Source organism: Pseudomonas sp. LBUM1662, from assembly GCF_059695915.1.
Genome location: NZ_CP166793.1, coordinates 1,370,485 through 1,389,105, shown reverse-complemented (window position 1 = coordinate 1,389,105; position 18,621 = coordinate 1,370,485). Strand labels below are relative to the sequence as shown.

Below are 18,621 nucleotides of genomic sequence, written 5' to 3'. Positions count from 1 at the left end.
AATTTGTTGGCTGACACACCGCCTTCGCGAGCAAGCTTCGCTCCTACAGATCTTTGCGCTGATCAGGCTACGGGCGCGGGAGGCGGCTCATCCGGCAGGGTGGGCTCACCGGGCTCGGTAGGTTGTTCGTTGGGGGTATCTGGATCAGGCTGGCCGGGAATGCCCCCTGCCATGCTGATAGGTGGATGTGCCAACAAGGACCAGGCCAAGACGCCAATCTGATTGGGCTCAAGCCTTGCCAGTTCGGCACTTATTTGCGGATCGATCTTCATAAAGCACTCCTGAGCAATGGCCCCGTCCGCTGTACGCGAACCGGGCAGTACACCCAATAGAGTGTCTACCCGCTCAAGAATTCCCGCGACCTGCCAGATGAATGGATCAGGTGCGTGGCAGGGTCACGCCGCGTTGGCCCTGATACTTGCCGCCACGGTCCTTATAGGACACTTCGCACTCTTCGTCGGATTCAAGGAACAGCATCTGCGCCACGCCTTCGTTGGCATAGATTTTCGCCGGCAGGTTGGTGGTGTTCGAGAACTCCAGGGTCACATGCCCCTCCCACTCAGGCTCAAGCGGGGTGACGTTGACGATGATGCCGCAGCGAGCGTAAGTGCTTTTGCCCAGGCAGATGGTCAACACGTTGCGCGGAATACGGAAATATTCGACGGTGCTGGCCAGGGCGAAAGAGTTCGGCGGGATGATGCAGACGTCGCTGTGGATGTCGACGAAGCTGCCGGCATCGAAATTTTTCGGGTCGACAATGGCCGAATTGATGTTGGTGAACACCTTGAAATGACTGGTGCAACGAACGTCGTAGCCGTAACTCGACACGCCGTAGGAGATCACACGGTTATCGTCGCTGCCGCGCACCTGGCGCTCGACGAACGGCTCGATCATGCCGTGTTCCTGCGCCATGCGGCGAATCCACTTGTCCGATTTGATGCTCATGGCGGGTGTCCTGAATAGCGAGGTGGAAAAATTCTGTCCGGCATCTTACCGGGCGCGCGCTCCGGTTCAAAGTCCAGGGCACAATTCTCGCCGATCCCCCGTGATAACTGGGCCTTCGCCTTAATTCATCAGACCGTCAGTCATGAAAACAGAGAAACCTTTGCAGGAAGCATTGGCACGTTCCTGAAAAAGGGTTAAGGTGGCGCCACTGTGCTGCTTGTGTCACTGAGAATCTCTACACGATATGTTGAATTTCGATCCAACCATCTACAAGAATTTTTCCTGCTCTTTGCACTCAGTCTCGGCCAGGGTTCTTCCTGCGTCGCAGTTATCTTTGTTCAAGGAGTTACACCATGTCTAATCGCCAAACTGGTACCGTTAAGTGGTTCAACGATGAAAAAGGCTTCGGCTTCATCACTCCACAATCCGGTGACGACCTGTTCGTTCACTTCAAAGCTATCCAATCCGACGGCTTCAAAAGCCTGAAAGAAGGCCAACAGGTTTCTTTCATCGCTACCCGCGGTCAGAAAGGCATGCAAGCTGAAGAAGTTCAAGTTATCTAACTTGTACTTGCTTTAGTAAAAAGCCCCGCCCTCAAAAGCGGGGCTTTTTTGTGCCTGTGTGTTTTGCAGGCAAAAAAAATCGCAGCCCATGGCTGCGATTTTTTGTGTCTTACCAGGCTACGCCAAACCCTGCGGTGTAACGGGTCTTGTCCAGATCGGCATCGTCGGTGCCGCTGATGATGTCTCGCTCAGCCTTCAGGTTAAGCGATGCCCACTCGGTGACTTTGTAGCGCAAGCCCATTTCGGCATCGAGCGCGTAATCGGCCACGCCCGACAGCGGCTTGCCCACCTCGCCATTGGTGAAGAACTCCACCTTCTTGCCGATCAGGTAGCGGTTGTAGTCCCATTTCATCGCCAGCGAATAGAAGTTTTCCTTGCTGCCGTCGGAGAACTCGTAATCCGTGCGGTTGACCAGCGAGCCCAGCGAGAATGCGCCAAGCTCGTCATCCCAGAACTGGTAACCCGGACCGGTACCGACGGTGCGCTGACGGGAAAGGTCTTCAACTTTGTCTCGCTTGTAGACGACGCGACCTTGCCAGAACCATTTCTCGGTCAGGAAGCGGTCAAGTGAGTATTCGGCGCGCCAGTTGTCAGTGGTGACCACGTCATCCTGGAATTCGCGGTTGTACTCGCCTTCCGCGATGTGCCGCCATCTGCCATGGCGCGCAGTGGTCTTGAAGTCGATGTCGTAGTCATCGGTATCTTTTTCCGCCCGCTGGTAATCCAATGCCGCGTCGATATTGCCCTTCCACACCAGGTCTTCGACCACCGGCTTGGGCTTGAGGATCTGCTGGATACTGGCCAACTCGACCGTCTTGGGCGCCTCGCCATTTTCCAGCGTGACCTTGCCGTCGTCTGCCGCATGCAGCGACTTGGCCTTCTCACCGGTATAGGCATCCTGCTTGACCAGTAACTCCTGATCACTTTCCAGGGTCTTGACCTGTTTCCAGTCGATCGGGACCGCACCGGCGTACTCGGTCTGGATCAGCAATTTACCGCCATCGAACAGCGTGATCTTGCCGCTCAATTTGTCACCGTTCTTCAACCAGACGGTATCAGCGAGCAACGGCGTGGAGGCACTGAGGACAGCGAGGCACAACAGGGTTCTGGACACCATAAGCAGATACAGGCTCGAAGTTTGCGAAAAAAAGTCGGCATTATCCCTGAGAATAAGACCCTAGCAAGGACTGACCCGACTATTTCTATTGAGTTCATTTCTCAATTGCCAATCCAGGACTTACTCTATAAGCGGTAAGGCGAACTTCTTCAGGAACCACGGACGTGACCGACTCATCCGCTGAAACCGACAGTGCGGCGCAAATCCGACGCACGGCGCTCTACTTGACCCTCGCGCAAGTACCCGAAGGCAAAGTGGTGAGCTATGGTCAACTCGCCGAACTGGCAGGGCTGGGTCGCGCCGCCCGCTGGGTCGGACGAACATTGAGCCAACTGCCGGGCGACACCAAATTGCCGTGGCACCGCGTACTCGGTGCCGGCGGTCGGATCAGCCTGCCCGTGGGCAGTCCTTCAGGGGATGAACAGCGGGCGAGATTGCGCTCCGAAGGCGTCAGTATCCTGAACAATCGTGTTGATATTCAGCGCCATGGCTGGCGCCCGGTAGAGCACAGCGGTTAGAGTGCGCGCTTTGTTTCCGTAATTCTTGAGGCAGACTCCAGCCCATGCCCCGTAAAACCTGGCGCGCCGCGCTCGCCGCCTATGCCAGCCCCTCGACGCTTGTGTTGTTGTTGCTTGGTTTCGCCGCCGGCCTGCCCTACATGCTGGTGTTTTCGACGCTTTCCGTCTGGCTGCGTGAGGCCGGTGTGGCCCGCGAAACCATCGGTTATGCAAGCCTGATCGGCTTGGCCTATGCCTTTAAATGGGTCTGGTCCCCGCTGCTCGACCAATGGCGCCTGCCATTTCTCGGCAAGCTTGGTCGACGACGTTCCTGGCTGGTGCTGTCACAGGCACTGGTGATCCTCGGCCTGATCGGGATGGGTTTCTGCGACCCGCAAAAGCATTTGTCCTGGCTGATCGCCATCGCCGTGGTCGTCGCCTTCGCCTCGGCGACGCAAGACATCGCGGTTGACGCCTATCGCCTGGAAATCGCCGACGACACTCGCCAGGCCGCGCTCGCCGCCAGCTATATGTCTGGTTATCGGATCGCCGCATTGCTGGCGACGGCCGGCGCGCTGTTCTTCGCTGAAGGCTTCGGTTCCACCGGCTTCAACTACAAGCATTCGGCCTGGGCCGGCACCTACGTGCTGTTTGGCGCCCTGATGGTCCCGGCGCTGCTGACCACACTGTTCATGCGCGAACCGCCCGTGCCGCTGCGCACTCAATTGCAGGCCGGTCGCTACAGTTTCATGCATCAACTGGTGTCGGTGTTCGTGCTGATCGTGCTGCTGGTGTCCGTGCCGGCCATGTTCACCCAGCTCTACAACACCGACTTCGCCAGCGTGCTGTTCGAAGGCGTGAGCCTGCTCGACCTGCTGCTCGAAGACCGCGCCTTCCTGCGAGCCATCCTCTACACCACGCTCACATTTATGTGCCTGTCGGCCATGGGCCGTCGTGGCCTGGCGCCGGTGCTGACGCCGATCAACGACTTCATTCTGCGTTACCGCTGGCAGGCGTTCCTGTTGCTCGGGTTGATCGCCACCTATCGAATGTCCGATACGGTCATGGGCGTGATGGCCAACGTGTTCTACATCGACCAGGGCTTCACCAAGGATCAGATCGCCAGCGTCAGCAAAATCTTCGGCCTGATCATGACGCTGGTCGGCGCCGGCATGGGCGGCCTGCTGATCGTGCGTTTCGGGATTCTGCCGATCCTGCTGATCGGCGGCATTGCGTCGGCCGGCACCAACCTGCTGTTCCTGATGCTCGCCGACATGGGCGCCAACCTGAACATGCTGATCCTGACCATTTCCCTGGACAACTTCAGCTCGGGCCTGGCGACGTCGGCATTTGTCGCTTACCTGTCGAGCCTGACCAACCTCAAATTCTCGGCCACCCAGTACGCCCTGCTCAGCTCGATCATGCTCCTGCTGCCACGCCTGATCGGCGGCTATTCAGGGGTCATGGTGGAGAAATTCGGTTATCACAACTTCTTCCTGATCACGGCGCTGCTGGGTGTTCCGACCTTGCTGTTGATCGCGCTGCACTGGTTCCAGGAGAGCCGCCGCGCAGGTCCGACGCCGACACCCGAACCGGTGCCGACCCAGGTCGCGGAAGAATCGTAGGACATTTCGCAGAGGGCGCGACGATTCCCGCCCTCGTGCCACACCGCCGACCGCACGCCTGTACGCCAGCGGATCTCGCCCGTACAATGCTCCGTCATTTCTCGTCATCAGCAACCGACAACGGCCAACCATGCGCACCAGTCAATTTTTGCTCGCCACACAGAAAGAAACGCCTTCCGACGCGGTCGTCATCAGCCATCAGCTGATGCTGCGCGCCGGCATGATCCGCAAACTCGCCTCGGGCCTCTACACCTGGCTGCCGATGGGCTTGCGAGTAATGCGCAAGGTCGAAGCCGTCGTTCGTGAAGAAATGAACGCCGCGGGCTCTCTCGAAGTGTTGATGCCGAGTACTCAACCGGCTGAACTGTGGCAGGAATCCGGTCGCTGGGAAGAATACGGCCCTGAATTGCTGCGCTTCAAGGATCGCCACGGTCGTGATTTCTGCGCCGGCCCGACCCACGAAGAAGTCATCACTGATCTGATGCGCAACGAGTTGAGCAGCTATAAACAGCTGCCGATCAACCTGTACCAGATCCAGACCAAGTTCCGTGACGAAATCCGCCCACGCTTCGGTTTGATGCGCGGCCGCGAATTCATCATGAAGGACGCCTACTCGTTCCACGCTGATCAGCCTTCGCTGCAGGTCACCTACGACCGCATGCACCAGGCGTATTGCAACGTGTTCACCCGTCTGGGCCTGAAGTTCCGTCCTGTAGAAGCCGACAACGGCTCCATCGGCGGCGCCGGTTCCCACGAGTTCCACGTGCTGGCCGAGTCCGGCGAAGACGATATCGTCTTCAGCAACGGTTCCGACTACGCCGCGAACATCGAGAAAGCCGAAGCCGTCCCGCGCGAAACCTCCCGCGCCGCGCCGACTGAAGAGCTGCGTCTGGTCGACACACCGAACGCCAAGACCATTGCGCAACTGGTCGAAGGCTTCAACCTGCCGATCGAAAAAACCATCAAGACCCTCGTGGTTCACGCTGAAGAGCAAGGCAAGCTGATTGCCCTGATCATCCGTGGCGATCACGAGCTGAACGAAATCAAGGCCGGCAACCAGCCTGGCGTTGCCAGCCCGCTGGTCATGGCTTCCGAAAGCGAGCTGCGCGACGCCATTGGCGCCGGTGCCGGCTCCCTCGGCCCGCTGAACCTGCCGCTGCCAATCATCATCGACCGTTCCGTCGAGCTGATGAGCGACTTCGGCATCGGTGCCAACATCGACGACAAGCACTACTTCGGCGTGAACTGGGAGCGTGATCTGCCGGTTCCGACCGTTGCCGATCTGCGTAACGTTGTCGCCGGCGACCCAAGCCCGGATGGCAAGGGCACTCTGGAAATCAAGCGCGGCATCGAAGTCGGGCACATCTTCCAGCTGGGCAACAAGTACAGCAAAGCGATGAAGTGCGAAGTGCTGGGCGAGAACGGCAAGCCGGTCACCCTGGAAATGGGTTGCTACGGCATCGGCGTATCCCGCGTGGTGGCTGCGGCCATCGAGCAGAACAACGACGCCAACGGGATCATCTGGAGCGACACACTGGCGCCGTTCCAGGTTGCCCTGGTGCCATTGCGCTACGAAACCGAACAGGTTCGCGAAGCCACCGACAAACTGTATGCAGAACTGACTGCAGCCGGCTTCGAAGTGCTGCTGGACGATCGCGACAAGAAAACCAGCCCGGGCATCAAGTTCGCGGACATGGAGCTGATCGGCATTCCTCACCGGATCGTGGTCAGTGACCGCGGCCTCGCCGAAGGCAATCTGGAATACAAGAGCCGTACCGAACCTGAAGCGCAAGCGCTGCCGGTTGCTGACGTGCTGTCTTTCCTCCAGGCCCGTATCCGCCGCTGACACCAGATAGAGAAGTCATGTTCAAGCGAAACACCTTAGGCCTCGGTGGTGCCGCCCTGTGCGGCACCCTGCTGGTCAGCGGCTGTGCCAATCACATGTCGCAACGCAGCGAGCACGAGGAGCGTGTCGAGCGAAAATTGCTCGATCACAGCCTGCAGATCGATGTCGGCGAGCCCAAGGTGCTTGAGCTTCCGCAACGCCGGGTGAAAATCCACGAGCAGAAGACGTTCGAAGTCACCGAATTCGAAGTCACGCGTCACTATGATCGCTACACGCCTTACCAACCCTGGCGGGAGGTCTACGAGATCCCGCTGGGTGCGGTGGCGGTGGTCGGCGGTGTCGGTGCGAATGTGGTCAACGTGTTCACACTCGGCAACCTGCCGGACAGCGTGACCAAGGATTGGCTGAGTTACGGTTTTGCCGGGCTCAACCCGTTCATGAACGTGCAGTCCAACGGTCGAGCGCAGCAAAACCTGGCCGGGATCGACGAAGTCCAGCTCGACAAACGCACCGAATACTCGAGCCTGCCGTGGAGCGAGCGTCCGGTGGTGGTGAAAGCCGGCAAGGAAACCTTCGATCTGAGCACCGACAAAAACGGTGTTCTGCGCCTGAACCTGCTGGACAGTCCGTTCGCCGAACATGACATCAATCATCTGAGCCGACTGTTGATCAGTGTCGAAGACGGTCAGGACGATGTGCACACCGATTCGTCCCTGGCGGTCAGCAGTGGCTTGCGCGGCAAACTACTCGAAGCGCATGGCCTGATTTATGACGACCTCGAAGACGACGAAGTGAGCCAGTGGGTACACCGGGTCAAGCGCTTGTCGGAACTGGGACTGGAAGAAGAAGCCAGCGAGCTGGAACAAAGCCTGATCGAACTGACCCGCAACGATCCTGAGCTGCAGACCGAATTCCTCAAGTCATTGACCAAGGATGCCGGGCGATTGGTGGCGGATCCAAACCCGAATTAAAGGCAAAAGCTTCGCGGGCAAGCCTCGCTCCTACAAGGAACATACGTTACCTGTAGGAGCGAGGCTTGCCCGCGAAGAGGCCACCACATTCACCGCAAATCTACCGCTCAAACAACTCCATCTGCTCAAACCCACCCCGCAAATCCTCCAGCCTGACCCCAATCCCCAACAACCGCACCGGCTTCCCGCCGCGATTGAACGCCTGCGTCAGCAACAACTGATAACTGCCCAGATCCCGCCCTGCACCGGCCTGTTCCAGCGTGGTCTGGGTAAAGTCATGAAACTTCACTTTGACGAATGGCTTGCCCGGCCGGTAACTGCTGTCGATCCGCGCCATGCGACCGGCCAGGGTTTCCAGCAGCTCGGGTAATTTATCCAGGCAGCTCACCAGATCCGGCAGGTCCACGTCGTAGGTGTTTTCGACACTGATTGACTGGCGACGGCTGTCGTTGTGCACCAAGCGCTCATCAATCCCACGGGCCAGGCTCCAGAGTCTCTCGCCGAAACTGCCGAATTCACGCACCAGCGCCAACTTGTCCCACTCGCGCAAATGCGAGCAATCGACAATGCCGAGCTTGCCCAGTTTGTCGGCGGTGACTTTGCCCACGCCGTGCAGCTTGCTCACGGGCAAACCGCTGACAAAGTCCTCGACCTGATCCGGCGTGATCACAAACAAACCGTTGGGCTTCTTCCAGTCACTGGCGATCTTGGCCAGAAACTTGTTCGGTGCCACGCCGGCCGAGACCGTGATGTGCAATTGATTGGAGACTCGGCGGCGAATGTCCTGGGCGATGCGCGTGGCGCTGCCACCGAAATGCGCACAGTCCGACACGTCGAGGTAAGCCTCATCGAGGGAAAGCGGCTCGATCAGGTCGGTGTAATCGCTAAAGATCGTGTGAATTTCCTTCGACGCTTCTCTGTAGGCATCCATGCGCGGCTTGACGATGGTCAGGTCCGGGCACAGCTTCAAGGCATGCCCGGAAGACATCGCCGAGCGCACACCATAGGCCCGCGCCTCATAGTTGCAGGTGGCAATCACCCCGCGCCGGTCCGCCGAACCACCCACCGCCAAGGGTTTACCCGCCAGGCGCGGGTCGTCACGCATCTCGATGGCAGCGTAGAAGCAGTCACAATCGACGTGGATGATTTTTCGCTGGGTCATATAAAAGCGGTGTTCATGGTGAAGAAATGGCGTATTGGCGTGTCGGATCGGCAGTATCTCACTGACACTGTATATAGCACCAGTAGTCTGAATCTTCTTCCCCACCGGTAGGAAAAGTAACCGATGAATTTATTTTCTCAATCGAAAAGCTCAGCCCAATAGAGCTGCAAGCCTTGCCATACCTGACTCGCAGACGATCGCCCTCCCCTGATTTCAAGCTAAGCGATTGAACCAGAAGAGGTTTTATCAGGATTGAAGGTTGACAGCCCAGCGATCCTCTGTAGAATGCCGACACACAGACGCGGGATGGAGCAGTCTGGTAGCTCGTCGGGCTCATAACCCGAAGGTCGTCGGTTCAAATCCGGCTCCCGCAACCAAACATCAAAAAAGGCTACTCGAAAGAGTGGCCTTTTTTGTGCGCGCCTGTTTTGTGCCGCTATTTTTACCAGAAGTGAGAAATCGTTCTGATTCCGAAACTTAGCGCTCCCCTGCGACCGTTCGCCGCTCTTTTGCGCTTATTTGATCCTTCCGGGGATTAACGGTTGACACACAGGCGTATCTCTATAGAATGCCGCCACACAGACGCGGGATGGAGCAGTCTGGTAGCTCGTCGGGCTCATAACCCGAAGGTCGTCGGTTCAAATCCGGCTCCCGCAACCAAACATCAAAAAAGGCTACTCGAAAGAGTGGCCTTTTTTGTATCTGTTGAAAAAGTCCTTTCGCAACAATGACCTGTCACTGTGTAGGGAAGCGTTCGGGATCATCATAGCCCTGAGACAGGACTATGCTGAATCGCAGACAGAACCCTCTACGACGGATGACCTGCCATCGCCGCTACCCGGTGAGAGGCGTTAATATTTGTGATTATTTTTTTCTACAGGGATTGGTAACTTGGCTCGATACCCCCATCCTGTCGCGCACAATCCAAGAGGTGATTGATGCGCGCCAACTCGTCTGATCCAAAAGACACCGTCACAGCGACACAACCGATCAAGGCCGAGCGTTTGCGCGTGCTGGATCTGGTCAGCAAATATCGTCAGCCCATCGGCCTGGCGGTTACTTTGCTGTTGTTCGCTATCGCGCTGATTGCCTGTCGTCATCTGCTGAGCGAACTCGACCTGTACGCTTTGCACGACTCGATTCTCGAAGTTCCGAAACCCGCATTGCTGGGCGCACTGGCGGCGACCGTGATCGGCTTCATCATTCTGCTGGGTTACGAATGGTCCGCCAGCCGCTACGCGGGCGTGACACTGGCACCGCGCATCCTGGCGCTGGGCGGCTTCACCGCTTTTGCCATTGGCAACGCCATCGGCCTGTCGATGCTCTCGGGGGGCTCGGTCCGTTACCGTTTATATGCACGTCACGGGTTAGGCGCCTCAGACGTCGCCCACATGACCCTGTTCGCCAGTCTCTCGCTCGGCTGCGCCCTTCCCCCACTGGCCGCCCTGGCAACCCTCAGCAATCTGCCGGCCGCCTCTGCCGCGCTGGGATTGTCCGAAGGTTTGCTGGGCGTCGTTGCCGCAGCCGTGTTGCTGCTGTTCAGCGTGCTGGCCATCGGCATCTACCGCCGTCGCCTGCCGGACCAGCCTTCCCCGGACAACCTGCTGGTCAAGGTCGGACGCCGAACCCTGCGCCTGCCTGGGCGCCGCCTGACTTTCCTGCAACTGATCATCACCGCCCTCGACGTGGCCGCCGCCGCGACAGTGCTCTATCTGTTGCTGCCGGAAGCACCGCCCTTCGGCGCGTTCCTGCTGGTGTACCTGCTGGCCCTGGCCGCTGGCGTACTCAGCCATGTGCCCGGCGGTGTCGGCGTCTTTGAAGCCATCCTGCTGGCCGCCTTCGCCGACACACTCGGCGCCGCTCCACTGGCCGCCGCGCTGCTGCTCTATCGCCTGATCTACGTCGTGCTGCCCTTGCTGGTGGCCTGTGTGTTCTTGCTGATCAATGAAGGGCAGCGCCTGTTTCAGACTCGTCAGACACTGCGCGCAGCCTCCGGTCTGGCTGCGCCGATCCTCGCGGTACTGGTGTTTCTGTCCGGCGTCGTTTTGCTGTTCTCCGGTGTGACCCCGGAAATCGACACCCGCCTGGAACACATCGGCTTTCTGATTCCGCACCGATTGGTCGACGCTTCGCACTTCGGCGCCAGTCTGGTCGGCGTCCTCTGCCTGCTGCTCGCTCAAGGCTTGCGCCGCCGGCTGTCCGCCGCGTGGATGCTGACCACCATTCTGCTGCTGGTCGGCGCCCTGCTCTCGCTGCTCAAGGGTTTCGACTGGGAAGAAGCCTGCCTGCTGATCCTGACCGCAAGCCTGCTCGGGGTTTTCCGGCGTTCGTTCTACCGCCCCAGCCGCCTGACTGAAGTGCCGTTCTCGCCGCTGTATCTGGTGTCGAGCCTGTGCGTACTCGGGGCCTCGATCTGGTTGCTGTTGTTCGCCTATCAGGACGTCCCCTACAGCCATCAACTCTGGTGGCAGTTCACCCTCGACGCCGATGCCCCGCGCGGCCTGCGCTCGTTGCTCGGCGCTGCGGTGCTGCTGGTGGTGGTGTCCCTGACCTGGCTGCTGCGCACCGCGCGTCCGGTGATTCATTTGCCAACGCCGGATGAGCTGGAGCGTGCGGTAAAGATCCTGATGGCCTCCGTGCAACCGGACGGTGGCCTCGCCCTGACCGGTGACAAGGCGTTGCTGTTTCACCCCAACGACGAGGCGTTCCTGATGTACGCCCGCCGTGGCCGCAGCCTGGTGGCCTTGTACGACCCGATCGGCCCGACCCAGCAACGGGCGGAAATGATCTGGCAGTTCCGCGACCTCTGCGACATCCACCACGCCCGCCCCGTGTTCTATCAAGTGCGTGCCGAGAACCTGCCGTACTACATGGACATCGGCCTGACCGCGATCAAACTCGGCGAAGAGGCCCGGGTGGATCTGAAGCGCTTTGATCTCGAAGCCAAGGGCAAAGAGATGAAAGACCTGCGCTACACCTGGAACCGCGGCACCCGCGATGGCTTGTCGCTGGAGATATTTGAACCGGGTCACGCGCCGATGGATGAGCTCAGGGTCATTTCCGATGCCTGGCTGACCGGCAAGAACGTGCGTGAGAAAGGCTTCTCGCTCGGTCGATTCAGCGACGACTACATCAAGCATTTCCGGGTGGCGGTGATCCGTTTCGAAGGGCGCCCGGTGGCGTTCGCCAACCTGCTTGAGACGTACGGCCATGAGCTGGCGAGCCTCGACCTGATGCGCGCACACCCGGACGCCCCCAAGCTGACCATGGAGTTCATGATGGTCGGCCTGATTCAACATTATAAAAATCATGGATACGCGCGCTTCAGCCTGGGCATGGTGCCGCTGTCGGGGTTGCAACCCCGGCGTGGCGCACCGCTGACCCAGCGTCTGGGCTCGATGGTTTTCCGCCGTGGTGAGCAGCTCTACAACTTCCAAGGCTTGCGCCGCTTCAAAGACAAATTCCAGCCTGACTGGGAACCCCGTTATATGGCCGTGCCCGCCGGACTCGATCCGCTGGTTGCCCTGGCCGATACTGCTGCCCTGATTGCGGGCGGCTTGACTGGATTGGTGAAACGCTGATGATTCAACGCTCCTTGCGGTACGTACTGGGCACGCTGGTCGTGCTGGCCCTGATTCTCGGTGGCGGCTTCTGGTACCTGAAACGCCCGGCACCCGAACCGACCCTCGAACAATTGACTCCGGCCGATGGCGCGGCGATGACCCGCGTCATCCCCGGCAACACGCCTCGCGCCCAGGTGCTGGTGGCGGTCAACGAAGACCAGAAACTCAGCGACAAACAATTGATGACCCTGAGCCGCACCGGCTCGGCGCAGATTGTTCAGGTGATTCTGCCGAAAGACTGCCTGCTGCAAAGTCGTGCCTTGCAAGCCGGCTTGCGCGAACTCAAAGGCCCGGCGACCCTGGTCAGCGGCATCGGCCCCGGCGCCGTGCTGGCGTGGCGCTGGTTGTCCGAGCAGAAGGACGACAAGGCTCAGGCCGTCTCCGTCGACCTGGCGCTGGAAAAACCCGGCTGCACCCACCTGCTGCCAAAAAGCGCCGCTCACGGTCACTGGCTGGTGGCGTGGAACGACAACCCGGACGACACCAGCGCCGGCTTCGTGCGTGACCAGGCCAACGCCGAAACCAGCATCAGCGACTACGACATCAACCTGCCGCAAGTGCTGAACAACGAGCTGCGCAAGCTCCTCGTCGGTGGCGATAAAGCCGCCGGTGGCCTGCAAATCCCCGTGGTCGAAGTCCCGGCCGGCCAGGCCAAGGACACCGTGACCCTGTTCCTGTCCGGTGACGGCGGCTGGCGCGACCTCGACCGCGACGTGGCGGGCGAGATGGCCAAGATCGGCTACCCGGTGGTCGGCATCGACACCCTGCGCTACTACTGGCAGCACAAGAGCCCGGAGCAAAGCGCCCTGGACCTCGCCGAGCTGATGCAACACTACCGGCAGAAATGGGGCACCAAGCGCTTCATCCTGACCGGTTACTCGTTCGGTGCTGACGTATTGCCAGCGATCTACAACCGCCTGGCCGAATCGGAACAGCAACGCGTCGACGCTATCATCCTGCTCGCCTTCGCCCGCACCGGCAGCTTCGAAATCGAAGTCGAAGGCTGGCTCGGCAACGCCGGCAAAGAAGCCGCCACCGGCCCGGAAATGGCCAAGCTGCCACCCGAGAAAGTGGTGTGCATCTACGGCGAAGAAGAAGTCGACGAAAGCGGCTGCACCGACAAGACCGCCGTGGGCGAAGCGATGAAACTGCCGGGCGGCCACCACTTCGACGAGAACTACCCGGCGCTGGCCAAGCGCTTGGTGGACATCATCGAGAAGCGCCAGGCCAAGAGTGAGACGGCTCAGGAGTGATCTGAGGCCCGCCCAAAAAAAGCCCCCGTTACCTCTCAGTAACGGGGGCTTTTTCATATTTACCGATTCAACTAATCACCACAGATCCCTGTGGGAGCGGGCTTGCTCGCGAAAGCGGCGTGTCAGTCGACATCAATGTTGGATGTCAGACCGCTTTCGCGAGCAAGCCCGCTCCCACAGGATCCGCATGCCAGTCTGTGCAAATGCGTCTACCACCCTAGAGACGGGTACTTAGTCTTTCCTGGCGTACCGTGTCCTCATATCGTCGTGACAAATTACATTGGCCTGATCAAAACCGGCCAAGCGCTCCGCAGCCACTGCTTCAACGCGAAGATCCTTAAGCTCGTCGAGCATTTCCTGATAGACATCGACATTGATAATGACTGCTGCTGGCTGATTATTTTTGACAATGACCAAGGACTCAATGGCACGGCTTGAGATCTCCTTGAGTCTCGTACTGAAGCCCCTGACTATTGCAGTCGTCGATACAGCACGCATTGATGATGCCGTCATACTTACCTCTCTTCACATCATGCAAATCTGAAACGCAGCTCAACGTATCGTTTACTTAACGTGTCGCAATATCGGATGACGCCCGCAGACCTTGTAGGCAAACTCCGAATCTCGCGTTTGGGCACTTTGCCGCCTTGTTGCGTTTTTCTTCGACGGGATACTCTCCGGACGTCGCTGACCTTTCAGCGATCGGGCTTGGAAACCCGTCGGATACTGGCCGCAACAGTGCCCCTTCATGATTGCATGTGTTTTTTGTGCTCATGAGTTATGGCAGCTGTGCGTGGGACGCCCTCGGGCGTGCCGGTTTCCTAGTTCCCGGTTTTCCAACCTGCGTACAGCTGTCACCCATTCGCTTGGAAACGAATGAGTCAGCTCCTCAACTAGGATTTTTGACTATGACTAAAATTGATGTTTCCGCGATTTCAGAATTAAAGACTATCGGCTTCACCCCTCTCATCTACTGCCAGGATGAGGCATTGTTCAACGTCCGCGCCGGCGTTCCCATCGTTGCTGCATTGTCACAAGCCTCCGACCTGCTGTTCCTCGCGAAATCATTTTCCGAAGATGCCGCCTACGCAAGAGACACCGACCGGCATGCCTGGGCCGCTCACTATCTGACGGCGATGGGCAAGGCCGTGATTGATGATGTGGTGAAGGTGCTGACGCCGCGACCAGCCCGTACAAAGACTGAATCAGAAGAAGACCTGCCCGAAAGCAAATAACACCGCAAATCCCCTGTGGGAGCGGGCTTGCTCGCGAAAGCGGCGTGTCAGTCGACATCAATGGCGCATGTGAGTCCGTCTTCGCGAGCAAGCCCGCTCCCACATGGGTTCTCCACTGCTATCAAGTTTTGCACTCGGGCACAAAAAAGCCCCCGTTACCGCAAAGGCAACGGGGGCTTTTTCGATTAGGGCTTACATCTCGACCTGTGTACCCAACTCAATCACCCGGTTCAGCGGCAAATTGAAGAACCGCAAATTGCCATTGGCATTCTTCAACATGAAGGCGAACAGCGCCTCGCGCCAACGGGCCATGCCTTCGAGTTTGGAGGCGATCACCGTCTCGCGGCTGAGGAAGTAGGTGGTGCGCATCGGGCTGAAGTCCAGGTCATCGAGATGACACAGTTTCAGCGCTTGCGGTACGTCCGGCTCGTCGACGAAGCCGAAGTGCAGGATCACCCGGAAGAAGCCTTCGCCGTGGGCTTCAACCTCGAAGCGCCGTGTCGGCGGGACTCGCGGAATGTCTTCGTAGACCACGGTCAGCAGCACCACTTGCTCGTGCAGCACCTGGTTATGCAGCAGGTTGTGCAACAGCGCGTGAGGCACGGCGTCCGGGCGCGCGGTGAGGAACACGGCGGTGCCCTGGACGCGATGCGGCGGTTGCACGGCGATACTGCTGATGAAAATCGGCAGCGGCAGGCCGCCCTCGTCCATGCGCTCCACCAGCAGTTGCTTGCCGCGCTTCCAGGTGGTCATCAGCACAAACAGGGCGATACCGGCGATCACGGGGAACGCGCCGCCCTGAATGATTTTCGGCACGTTGGCGGCGAAGTACAGACCGTCCACCAGCAGGAAACCGAGCAACACGGGAACAGCGAGGAACGGAGGCCATTTCCACAGCAGCAATATCACCGCCGAGACCAGGATGGTGGTCATCAACATGGTCCCGGTCACGGCCACGCCGTAAGCCGAGGCCAGGGCGCCGGAGGACTCGAAGCCCAGCACGAGCAGGATCACGCCGACCATCAGCGACCAGTTCACCGCGCCGATGTAGATCTGGCCCTGCTCGGCACTGGACGTGTGCTGGATGTGCATGCGCGGGATGTAACCGAGCTGGATCGCCTGACGGGTCAGGGAGAACGCGCCGGAAATCACCGCTTGCGAGGCAATCACCGTGGCCAGGGTCGACAACCCCACCAACGGGATCAACGCCCAGCTTGGCGCCAGCAGATAGAACGGGTTGCGAGCTGCTTCCGGATCACCGAGCAGCAAGGCGCCCTGGCCGAAGTAGTTCAGCACAAGCGCCGGCAGCACCAGGATGAACCATGCGCGGGCAATCGGCTTGCGCCCGAAGTGGCCCATGTCGGCGTACAGCGCTTCGGCACCGGTGAGTGCCAGCACCACCGCGCCGAGGATCGCCACGCCCATGCCCGGGTGAACGATGAAGAAGCGCACGCCCCAGACCGGGTTCATCGCTTGCAACACTTCCGGGTGTTGCAGGATGCCGTAGACACCGAGCGCGCCGAGCACCAAAAACCAGGTGACCATGATCGGCCCGAACAGAATGCCGATGCGCGCGGTGCCGTGGCTCTGGATCAGAAACAGCGCCACCAGTACGACCAGCGACAGCGGCACCACCCAATGGTCGATGCCTTCAAACGCCAGCCCCAGGCCTTCAATCGCCGAGAGGACGGAAATCGCCGGGGTGATCATGCTGTCGCCATAAAACAGCGCCGCGCCGATCAGCCCGCAGACCACCAGCAACCCTCGCAATTTGCGACGCCCCGCCGCCGCCCGCCTGGCCAGTGCGGTCAAGGCCATGATGCCGCCTTCGCCCTGGTTGTCGGCGCGCAGCACGAACATCATGTACTTGATCGAAACGACCCAGATCAGCGACCAGAAGATCAGCGCCAGGATACCCAGCACGCCGTCATGGTTGACCGGTACGCCATAGCCTCCGGAAAACACTTCTTTGAGGGTGTACAGCGGGCTTGTGCCGATATCGCCATAAACCACCCCGACCGCTGCGACCAGCATGCCGATCGGCTTCGCCGCCGAATGCTCGGCACCCGCTGCCTGACTACTTGCCTGACCCATCCACCACTCCTACTACCCAGATCGGACTTCTTTGAAAGAAGCACTTTGCTTTGCCACGCAGCATGCGCTGTTTTACATGACGTTACAGACGTTTTGTTGACTGTAAAAATTCGGTAAAGCGTAAAGGCGCGAAGCATAGCGCAGCACTCGTCGCATTTCCCTCCATAAAGCTGGTCAAGTGCGCCTCTCATCGCTAGAATTGCGCACTTTTTGACCAGAGGCGCAACATAGCGCCCGTCAGTCGCCTTGCCGTCTTCGGCTGGAGGCGTCTCAAATACCGAGGTTAGACATGTCCACCACTCCTGCGCCGGCCAATCCAAAGGTTGGCTTCGTATCCCTGGGTTGCCCCAAAGCACTGGTCGACTCCGAGCGCATCCTTACCCAGCTGCGCATGGAAGGTTATGACGTTGTGTCCACTTACGAGGACGCCGACGTTGTGGTGGTCAACACCTGCGGTTTCATCGACTCGGCCAAGGCTGAATCCTTGGAAGTGATCGGCGAAGCCATCAAGGAAAACGGCAAGGTCATCGTGACCGGCTGCATGGGCGTCGAAGAAGGCAACATCCGCAAGGTGCACCCGAGCGTGTTGGCCGTGACCGGTCCGCAGCAGTACGAGCAAGTGGTCAACGCCGTGCACGATGCCGTGCCGCCGCGTCAGGATCACAACCCGCTGATCGACCTGGTGCCGCCGCAAGGCATCAAGCTGACCCCGCGCCACTACGCGTACCTGAAGATTTCCGAAGGCTGCAACCACAGCTGCAGCTTCTGCATCATCCCGTCGATGCGCGGCAAACTGGTCAGCCGTCCGGTCGGTGACGTGCTCGACGAGGCTCAGCGCCTGGTCAAGGCCGGCGTCAAAGAGCTGTTGGTGATCTCGCAAGACACCAGCGCCTACGGCGTCGATGTGAAATATCGCACCGGTTTCTGGAACGGCGCGCCGGTGAAAACCCGCATGACCGAACTCTGCGAAGCCCTGAGCACCCTCGGTGTCTGGGTCCGCTTGCACTACGTTTACCCGTACCCGCACGTCGACGAACTGATCCCGCTGATGGCCGCCGGGAAAATCTTGCCGTACCTGGACATCCCGTTCCAGCACGCCAGCCCGAAAGTCCTGAAAGCCATGAAACGCCCGGCCTTCGAAGACAAGACCCTGGCGCGCATCAAGAACTGGCGCGAAATCTGCCCGGACCTGATCATTCGTTCGACCTTTATCGTCGGCTTCCCGGGCGAAACCGAAGAAGACTTCCAGTACCTGCTGAACTGGCTGACCGAAGCCCAGCTCGACCGCGTCGGCTGCTTCCAGTATTCGCCAGTCGAAGGCGCACCGGCCAACCTGCTGGACGCGGCCATCGTGCCGGACGACGTCAAGCAAGACCGTTGGGACCGCTTCATGGCGCACCAGCAGGCCATCAGCTCGGCGCGCCTGCAAATGCGCGTTGGCCGTGAAATCGAAGTGCTGGTCGATGAAGTCGACGAGCAAGGCGCCGTTGGCCGCTGCTTCTTCGATGCTCCGGAAATCGACGGTAATGTGTTCATCGACAACGGCAGCAACTTGAAGCCGGGCGACAAGGTCTGGTGCAAAGTGACCGACGCCGACGAATACGACCTGTGGGCTGAACAGATCTAAACGCAAAAAATACGAAAAGCCCTGCTCTCTTGACGAGATGCGGGGCTTTTTTACGTCTATCGT

At 59.4% G+C, this 18,621-nt stretch carries 15 protein-coding genes and 2 tRNA genes; 11 read left to right on the top strand and 6 right to left on the bottom strand.

Going from position 1 to position 18,621, the window contains the following annotated elements; all coding sequences use genetic code 11:
- Nucleotides 1-62: 62 nt before the first annotated feature.
- Nucleotides 63-272 (bottom strand): hypothetical protein, encoded by a 210-nt coding sequence (locus ACA049_RS06140; protein WP_109628267.1) that lies wholly within the window; start codon nt 270-272, stop codon nt 63-65.
- Nucleotides 273-378: 106 nt separating this feature from the next.
- Nucleotides 379-945: a dCTP deaminase gene (gene dcd, locus ACA049_RS06135; protein WP_010462661.1), complete on the bottom strand. Its 567-nt coding sequence runs from the start codon at nt 943-945 to the stop codon at nt 379-381.
- A 353-nt stretch (nt 946-1,298) separates the two neighbouring features.
- Between dcd and ACA049_RS06130 the strand changes: the two genes are divergently transcribed.
- Nucleotides 1,299-1,508 (top strand): cold-shock protein, encoded by a 210-nt coding sequence (locus ACA049_RS06130; RefSeq protein WP_002554837.1) that lies wholly within the window; start codon nt 1,299-1,301, stop codon nt 1,506-1,508.
- Nucleotides 1,509-1,617: 109 nt separating this feature from the next.
- Here ACA049_RS06130 and ACA049_RS06125 read toward each other — a convergent pair whose 3' ends face one another.
- The gene (locus ACA049_RS06125; RefSeq protein ID WP_497333907.1) at nt 1,618-2,625 is read right to left on the bottom strand and encodes a DUF481 domain-containing protein; all 1,008 of its coding nucleotides are present in this window, start codon (nt 2,623-2,625) and stop codon (nt 1,618-1,620) included.
- Nucleotides 2,626-2,789: 164 nt separating this feature from the next.
- Between ACA049_RS06125 and ACA049_RS06120 the strand changes: the two genes are divergently transcribed.
- From ACA049_RS06120 to ACA049_RS06105, 4 genes are all read left to right on the top strand, one after another.
- On the top strand, nt 2,790-3,143 hold the full coding sequence (locus tag ACA049_RS06120) for an MGMT family protein (protein ID WP_497333905.1): 354 nt from the start codon (nt 2,790-2,792) through the stop codon (nt 3,141-3,143).
- A 44-nt stretch (nt 3,144-3,187) separates the two neighbouring features.
- Complete coding sequence (locus ACA049_RS06115; RefSeq protein WP_497333903.1) at nt 3,188-4,747, top strand: AmpG family muropeptide MFS transporter; 1,560 nt, start codon at nt 3,188-3,190, stop codon at nt 4,745-4,747.
- A gap of 130 nt (nt 4,748-4,877) precedes the next feature.
- Nucleotides 4,878-6,593, top strand: coding sequence for a proline--tRNA ligase (locus ACA049_RS06110; RefSeq protein WP_497333901.1), 1,716 nt, complete (start codon nt 4,878-4,880; stop codon nt 6,591-6,593).
- A 17-nt stretch (nt 6,594-6,610) separates the two neighbouring features.
- Nucleotides 6,611-7,564, top strand: coding sequence for a hypothetical protein (locus tag ACA049_RS06105; protein ID WP_497333899.1), 954 nt, complete (start codon nt 6,611-6,613; stop codon nt 7,562-7,564).
- A gap of 100 nt (nt 7,565-7,664) precedes the next feature.
- Here the strand turns inward: ACA049_RS06105 and dinB are convergent, their stop codons facing one another.
- Nucleotides 7,665-8,726: a DNA polymerase IV gene (dinB, locus tag ACA049_RS06100; RefSeq protein WP_109628261.1), complete on the bottom strand. Its 1,062-nt coding sequence runs from the start codon at nt 8,724-8,726 to the stop codon at nt 7,665-7,667.
- A 300-nt stretch (nt 8,727-9,026) separates the two neighbouring features.
- Here dinB and ACA049_RS06095 point away from each other — a divergent pair.
- From ACA049_RS06095 to ACA049_RS06080, 4 genes are all read left to right on the top strand, one after another.
- Nucleotides 9,027-9,103, top strand: a tRNA-Met gene (locus ACA049_RS06095).
- A 206-nt stretch (nt 9,104-9,309) separates the two neighbouring features.
- Nucleotides 9,310-9,386 (top strand) — tRNA-Met (locus ACA049_RS06090).
- 278 nt (nt 9,387-9,664) lie between these two features.
- Entirely contained in the window at nt 9,665-12,307 is a 2,643-nt protein-coding gene (gene mprF, locus ACA049_RS06085) for a bifunctional lysylphosphatidylglycerol flippase/synthetase MprF (protein ID WP_497333897.1), read from the top strand.
- The gene (locus tag ACA049_RS06080) at nt 12,307-13,602 is read left to right on the top strand and encodes a virulence factor family protein (protein WP_497333895.1); all 1,296 of its coding nucleotides are present in this window, start codon (nt 12,307-12,309) and stop codon (nt 13,600-13,602) included. The genes mprF and ACA049_RS06080 overlap by 1 nt, the downstream gene beginning before the upstream one ends.
- A gap of 231 nt (nt 13,603-13,833) precedes the next feature.
- Here ACA049_RS06080 and ACA049_RS06075 read toward each other — a convergent pair whose 3' ends face one another.
- Nucleotides 13,834-14,115, bottom strand: a complete 282-nt coding sequence (locus ACA049_RS06075; protein ID WP_497333893.1) for a type II toxin-antitoxin system Phd/YefM family antitoxin — start codon at nt 14,113-14,115, stop codon at nt 13,834-13,836.
- A gap of 395 nt (nt 14,116-14,510) precedes the next feature.
- On the opposite strand from ACA049_RS06075, the gene ACA049_RS06070 reads away from it, so the two are divergent.
- Nucleotides 14,511-14,837 (top strand): DUF3077 domain-containing protein, encoded by a 327-nt coding sequence (locus ACA049_RS06070; protein WP_497333891.1) that lies wholly within the window; start codon nt 14,511-14,513, stop codon nt 14,835-14,837.
- Nucleotides 14,838-15,029: 192 nt separating this feature from the next.
- Here ACA049_RS06070 and ACA049_RS06065 read toward each other — a convergent pair whose 3' ends face one another.
- Nucleotides 15,030-16,931 carry a potassium transporter Kup gene (locus ACA049_RS06065; RefSeq protein ID WP_497333889.1) on the bottom strand — a complete coding sequence of 634 codons (1,902 nt, stop codon included), beginning with the start codon at nt 16,929-16,931 and terminating at the stop codon, nt 15,030-15,032.
- A gap of 289 nt (nt 16,932-17,220) precedes the next feature.
- On the opposite strand from ACA049_RS06065, the gene rimO reads away from it, so the two are divergent.
- The gene (rimO, locus tag ACA049_RS06060) at nt 17,221-18,558 is read left to right on the top strand and encodes a 30S ribosomal protein S12 methylthiotransferase RimO (protein ID WP_010462684.1); all 1,338 of its coding nucleotides are present in this window, start codon (nt 17,221-17,223) and stop codon (nt 18,556-18,558) included.
- Nucleotides 18,559-18,621: the final 63 nt, after the last annotated feature.

Bases quoted from the DNA above. Each gene is read 5' to 3' on its own strand.
- ACA049_RS06140 (WP_109628267.1), bottom strand. From the start codon at position 272: ATGAAGATCGATCCGCAAATAAGTGCCGAACTGGCAAGGCTTGAGCCC.
- dcd (WP_010462661.1), bottom strand. From the start codon at position 945: ATGAGCATCAAATCGGACAAGTGGATTCGCCGCATGGCGCAGGAACAC.
- ACA049_RS06130 (WP_002554837.1), top strand. From the start codon at position 1,299: ATGTCTAATCGCCAAACTGGTACCGTTAAGTGGTTCAACGATGAAAAA.
- ACA049_RS06125 (WP_497333907.1), bottom strand. From the start codon at position 2,625: ATGGTGTCCAGAACCCTGTTGTGCCTCGCTGTCCTCAGTGCCTCCACG.
- ACA049_RS06115 (WP_497333903.1), top strand. From the start codon at position 3,188: ATGCCCCGTAAAACCTGGCGCGCCGCGCTCGCCGCCTATGCCAGCCCC.
- ACA049_RS06110 (WP_497333901.1), top strand. From the start codon at position 4,878: ATGCGCACCAGTCAATTTTTGCTCGCCACACAGAAAGAAACGCCTTCC.
- ACA049_RS06105 (WP_497333899.1), top strand. From the start codon at position 6,611: ATGTTCAAGCGAAACACCTTAGGCCTCGGTGGTGCCGCCCTGTGCGGC.
- dinB (WP_109628261.1), bottom strand. From the start codon at position 8,726: ATGACCCAGCGAAAAATCATCCACGTCGATTGTGACTGCTTCTACGCT.
- mprF (WP_497333897.1), top strand. From the start codon at position 9,665: ATGCGCGCCAACTCGTCTGATCCAAAAGACACCGTCACAGCGACACAA.
- ACA049_RS06080 (WP_497333895.1), top strand. From the start codon at position 12,307: ATGATTCAACGCTCCTTGCGGTACGTACTGGGCACGCTGGTCGTGCTG.
- ACA049_RS06075 (WP_497333893.1), bottom strand. From the start codon at position 14,115: ATGACGGCATCATCAATGCGTGCTGTATCGACGACTGCAATAGTCAGG.
- ACA049_RS06070 (WP_497333891.1), top strand. From the start codon at position 14,511: ATGACTAAAATTGATGTTTCCGCGATTTCAGAATTAAAGACTATCGGC.
- ACA049_RS06065 (WP_497333889.1), bottom strand. From the start codon at position 16,931: ATGGGTCAGGCAAGTAGTCAGGCAGCGGGTGCCGAGCATTCGGCGGCG.
- rimO (WP_010462684.1), top strand. From the start codon at position 17,221: ATGTCCACCACTCCTGCGCCGGCCAATCCAAAGGTTGGCTTCGTATCC.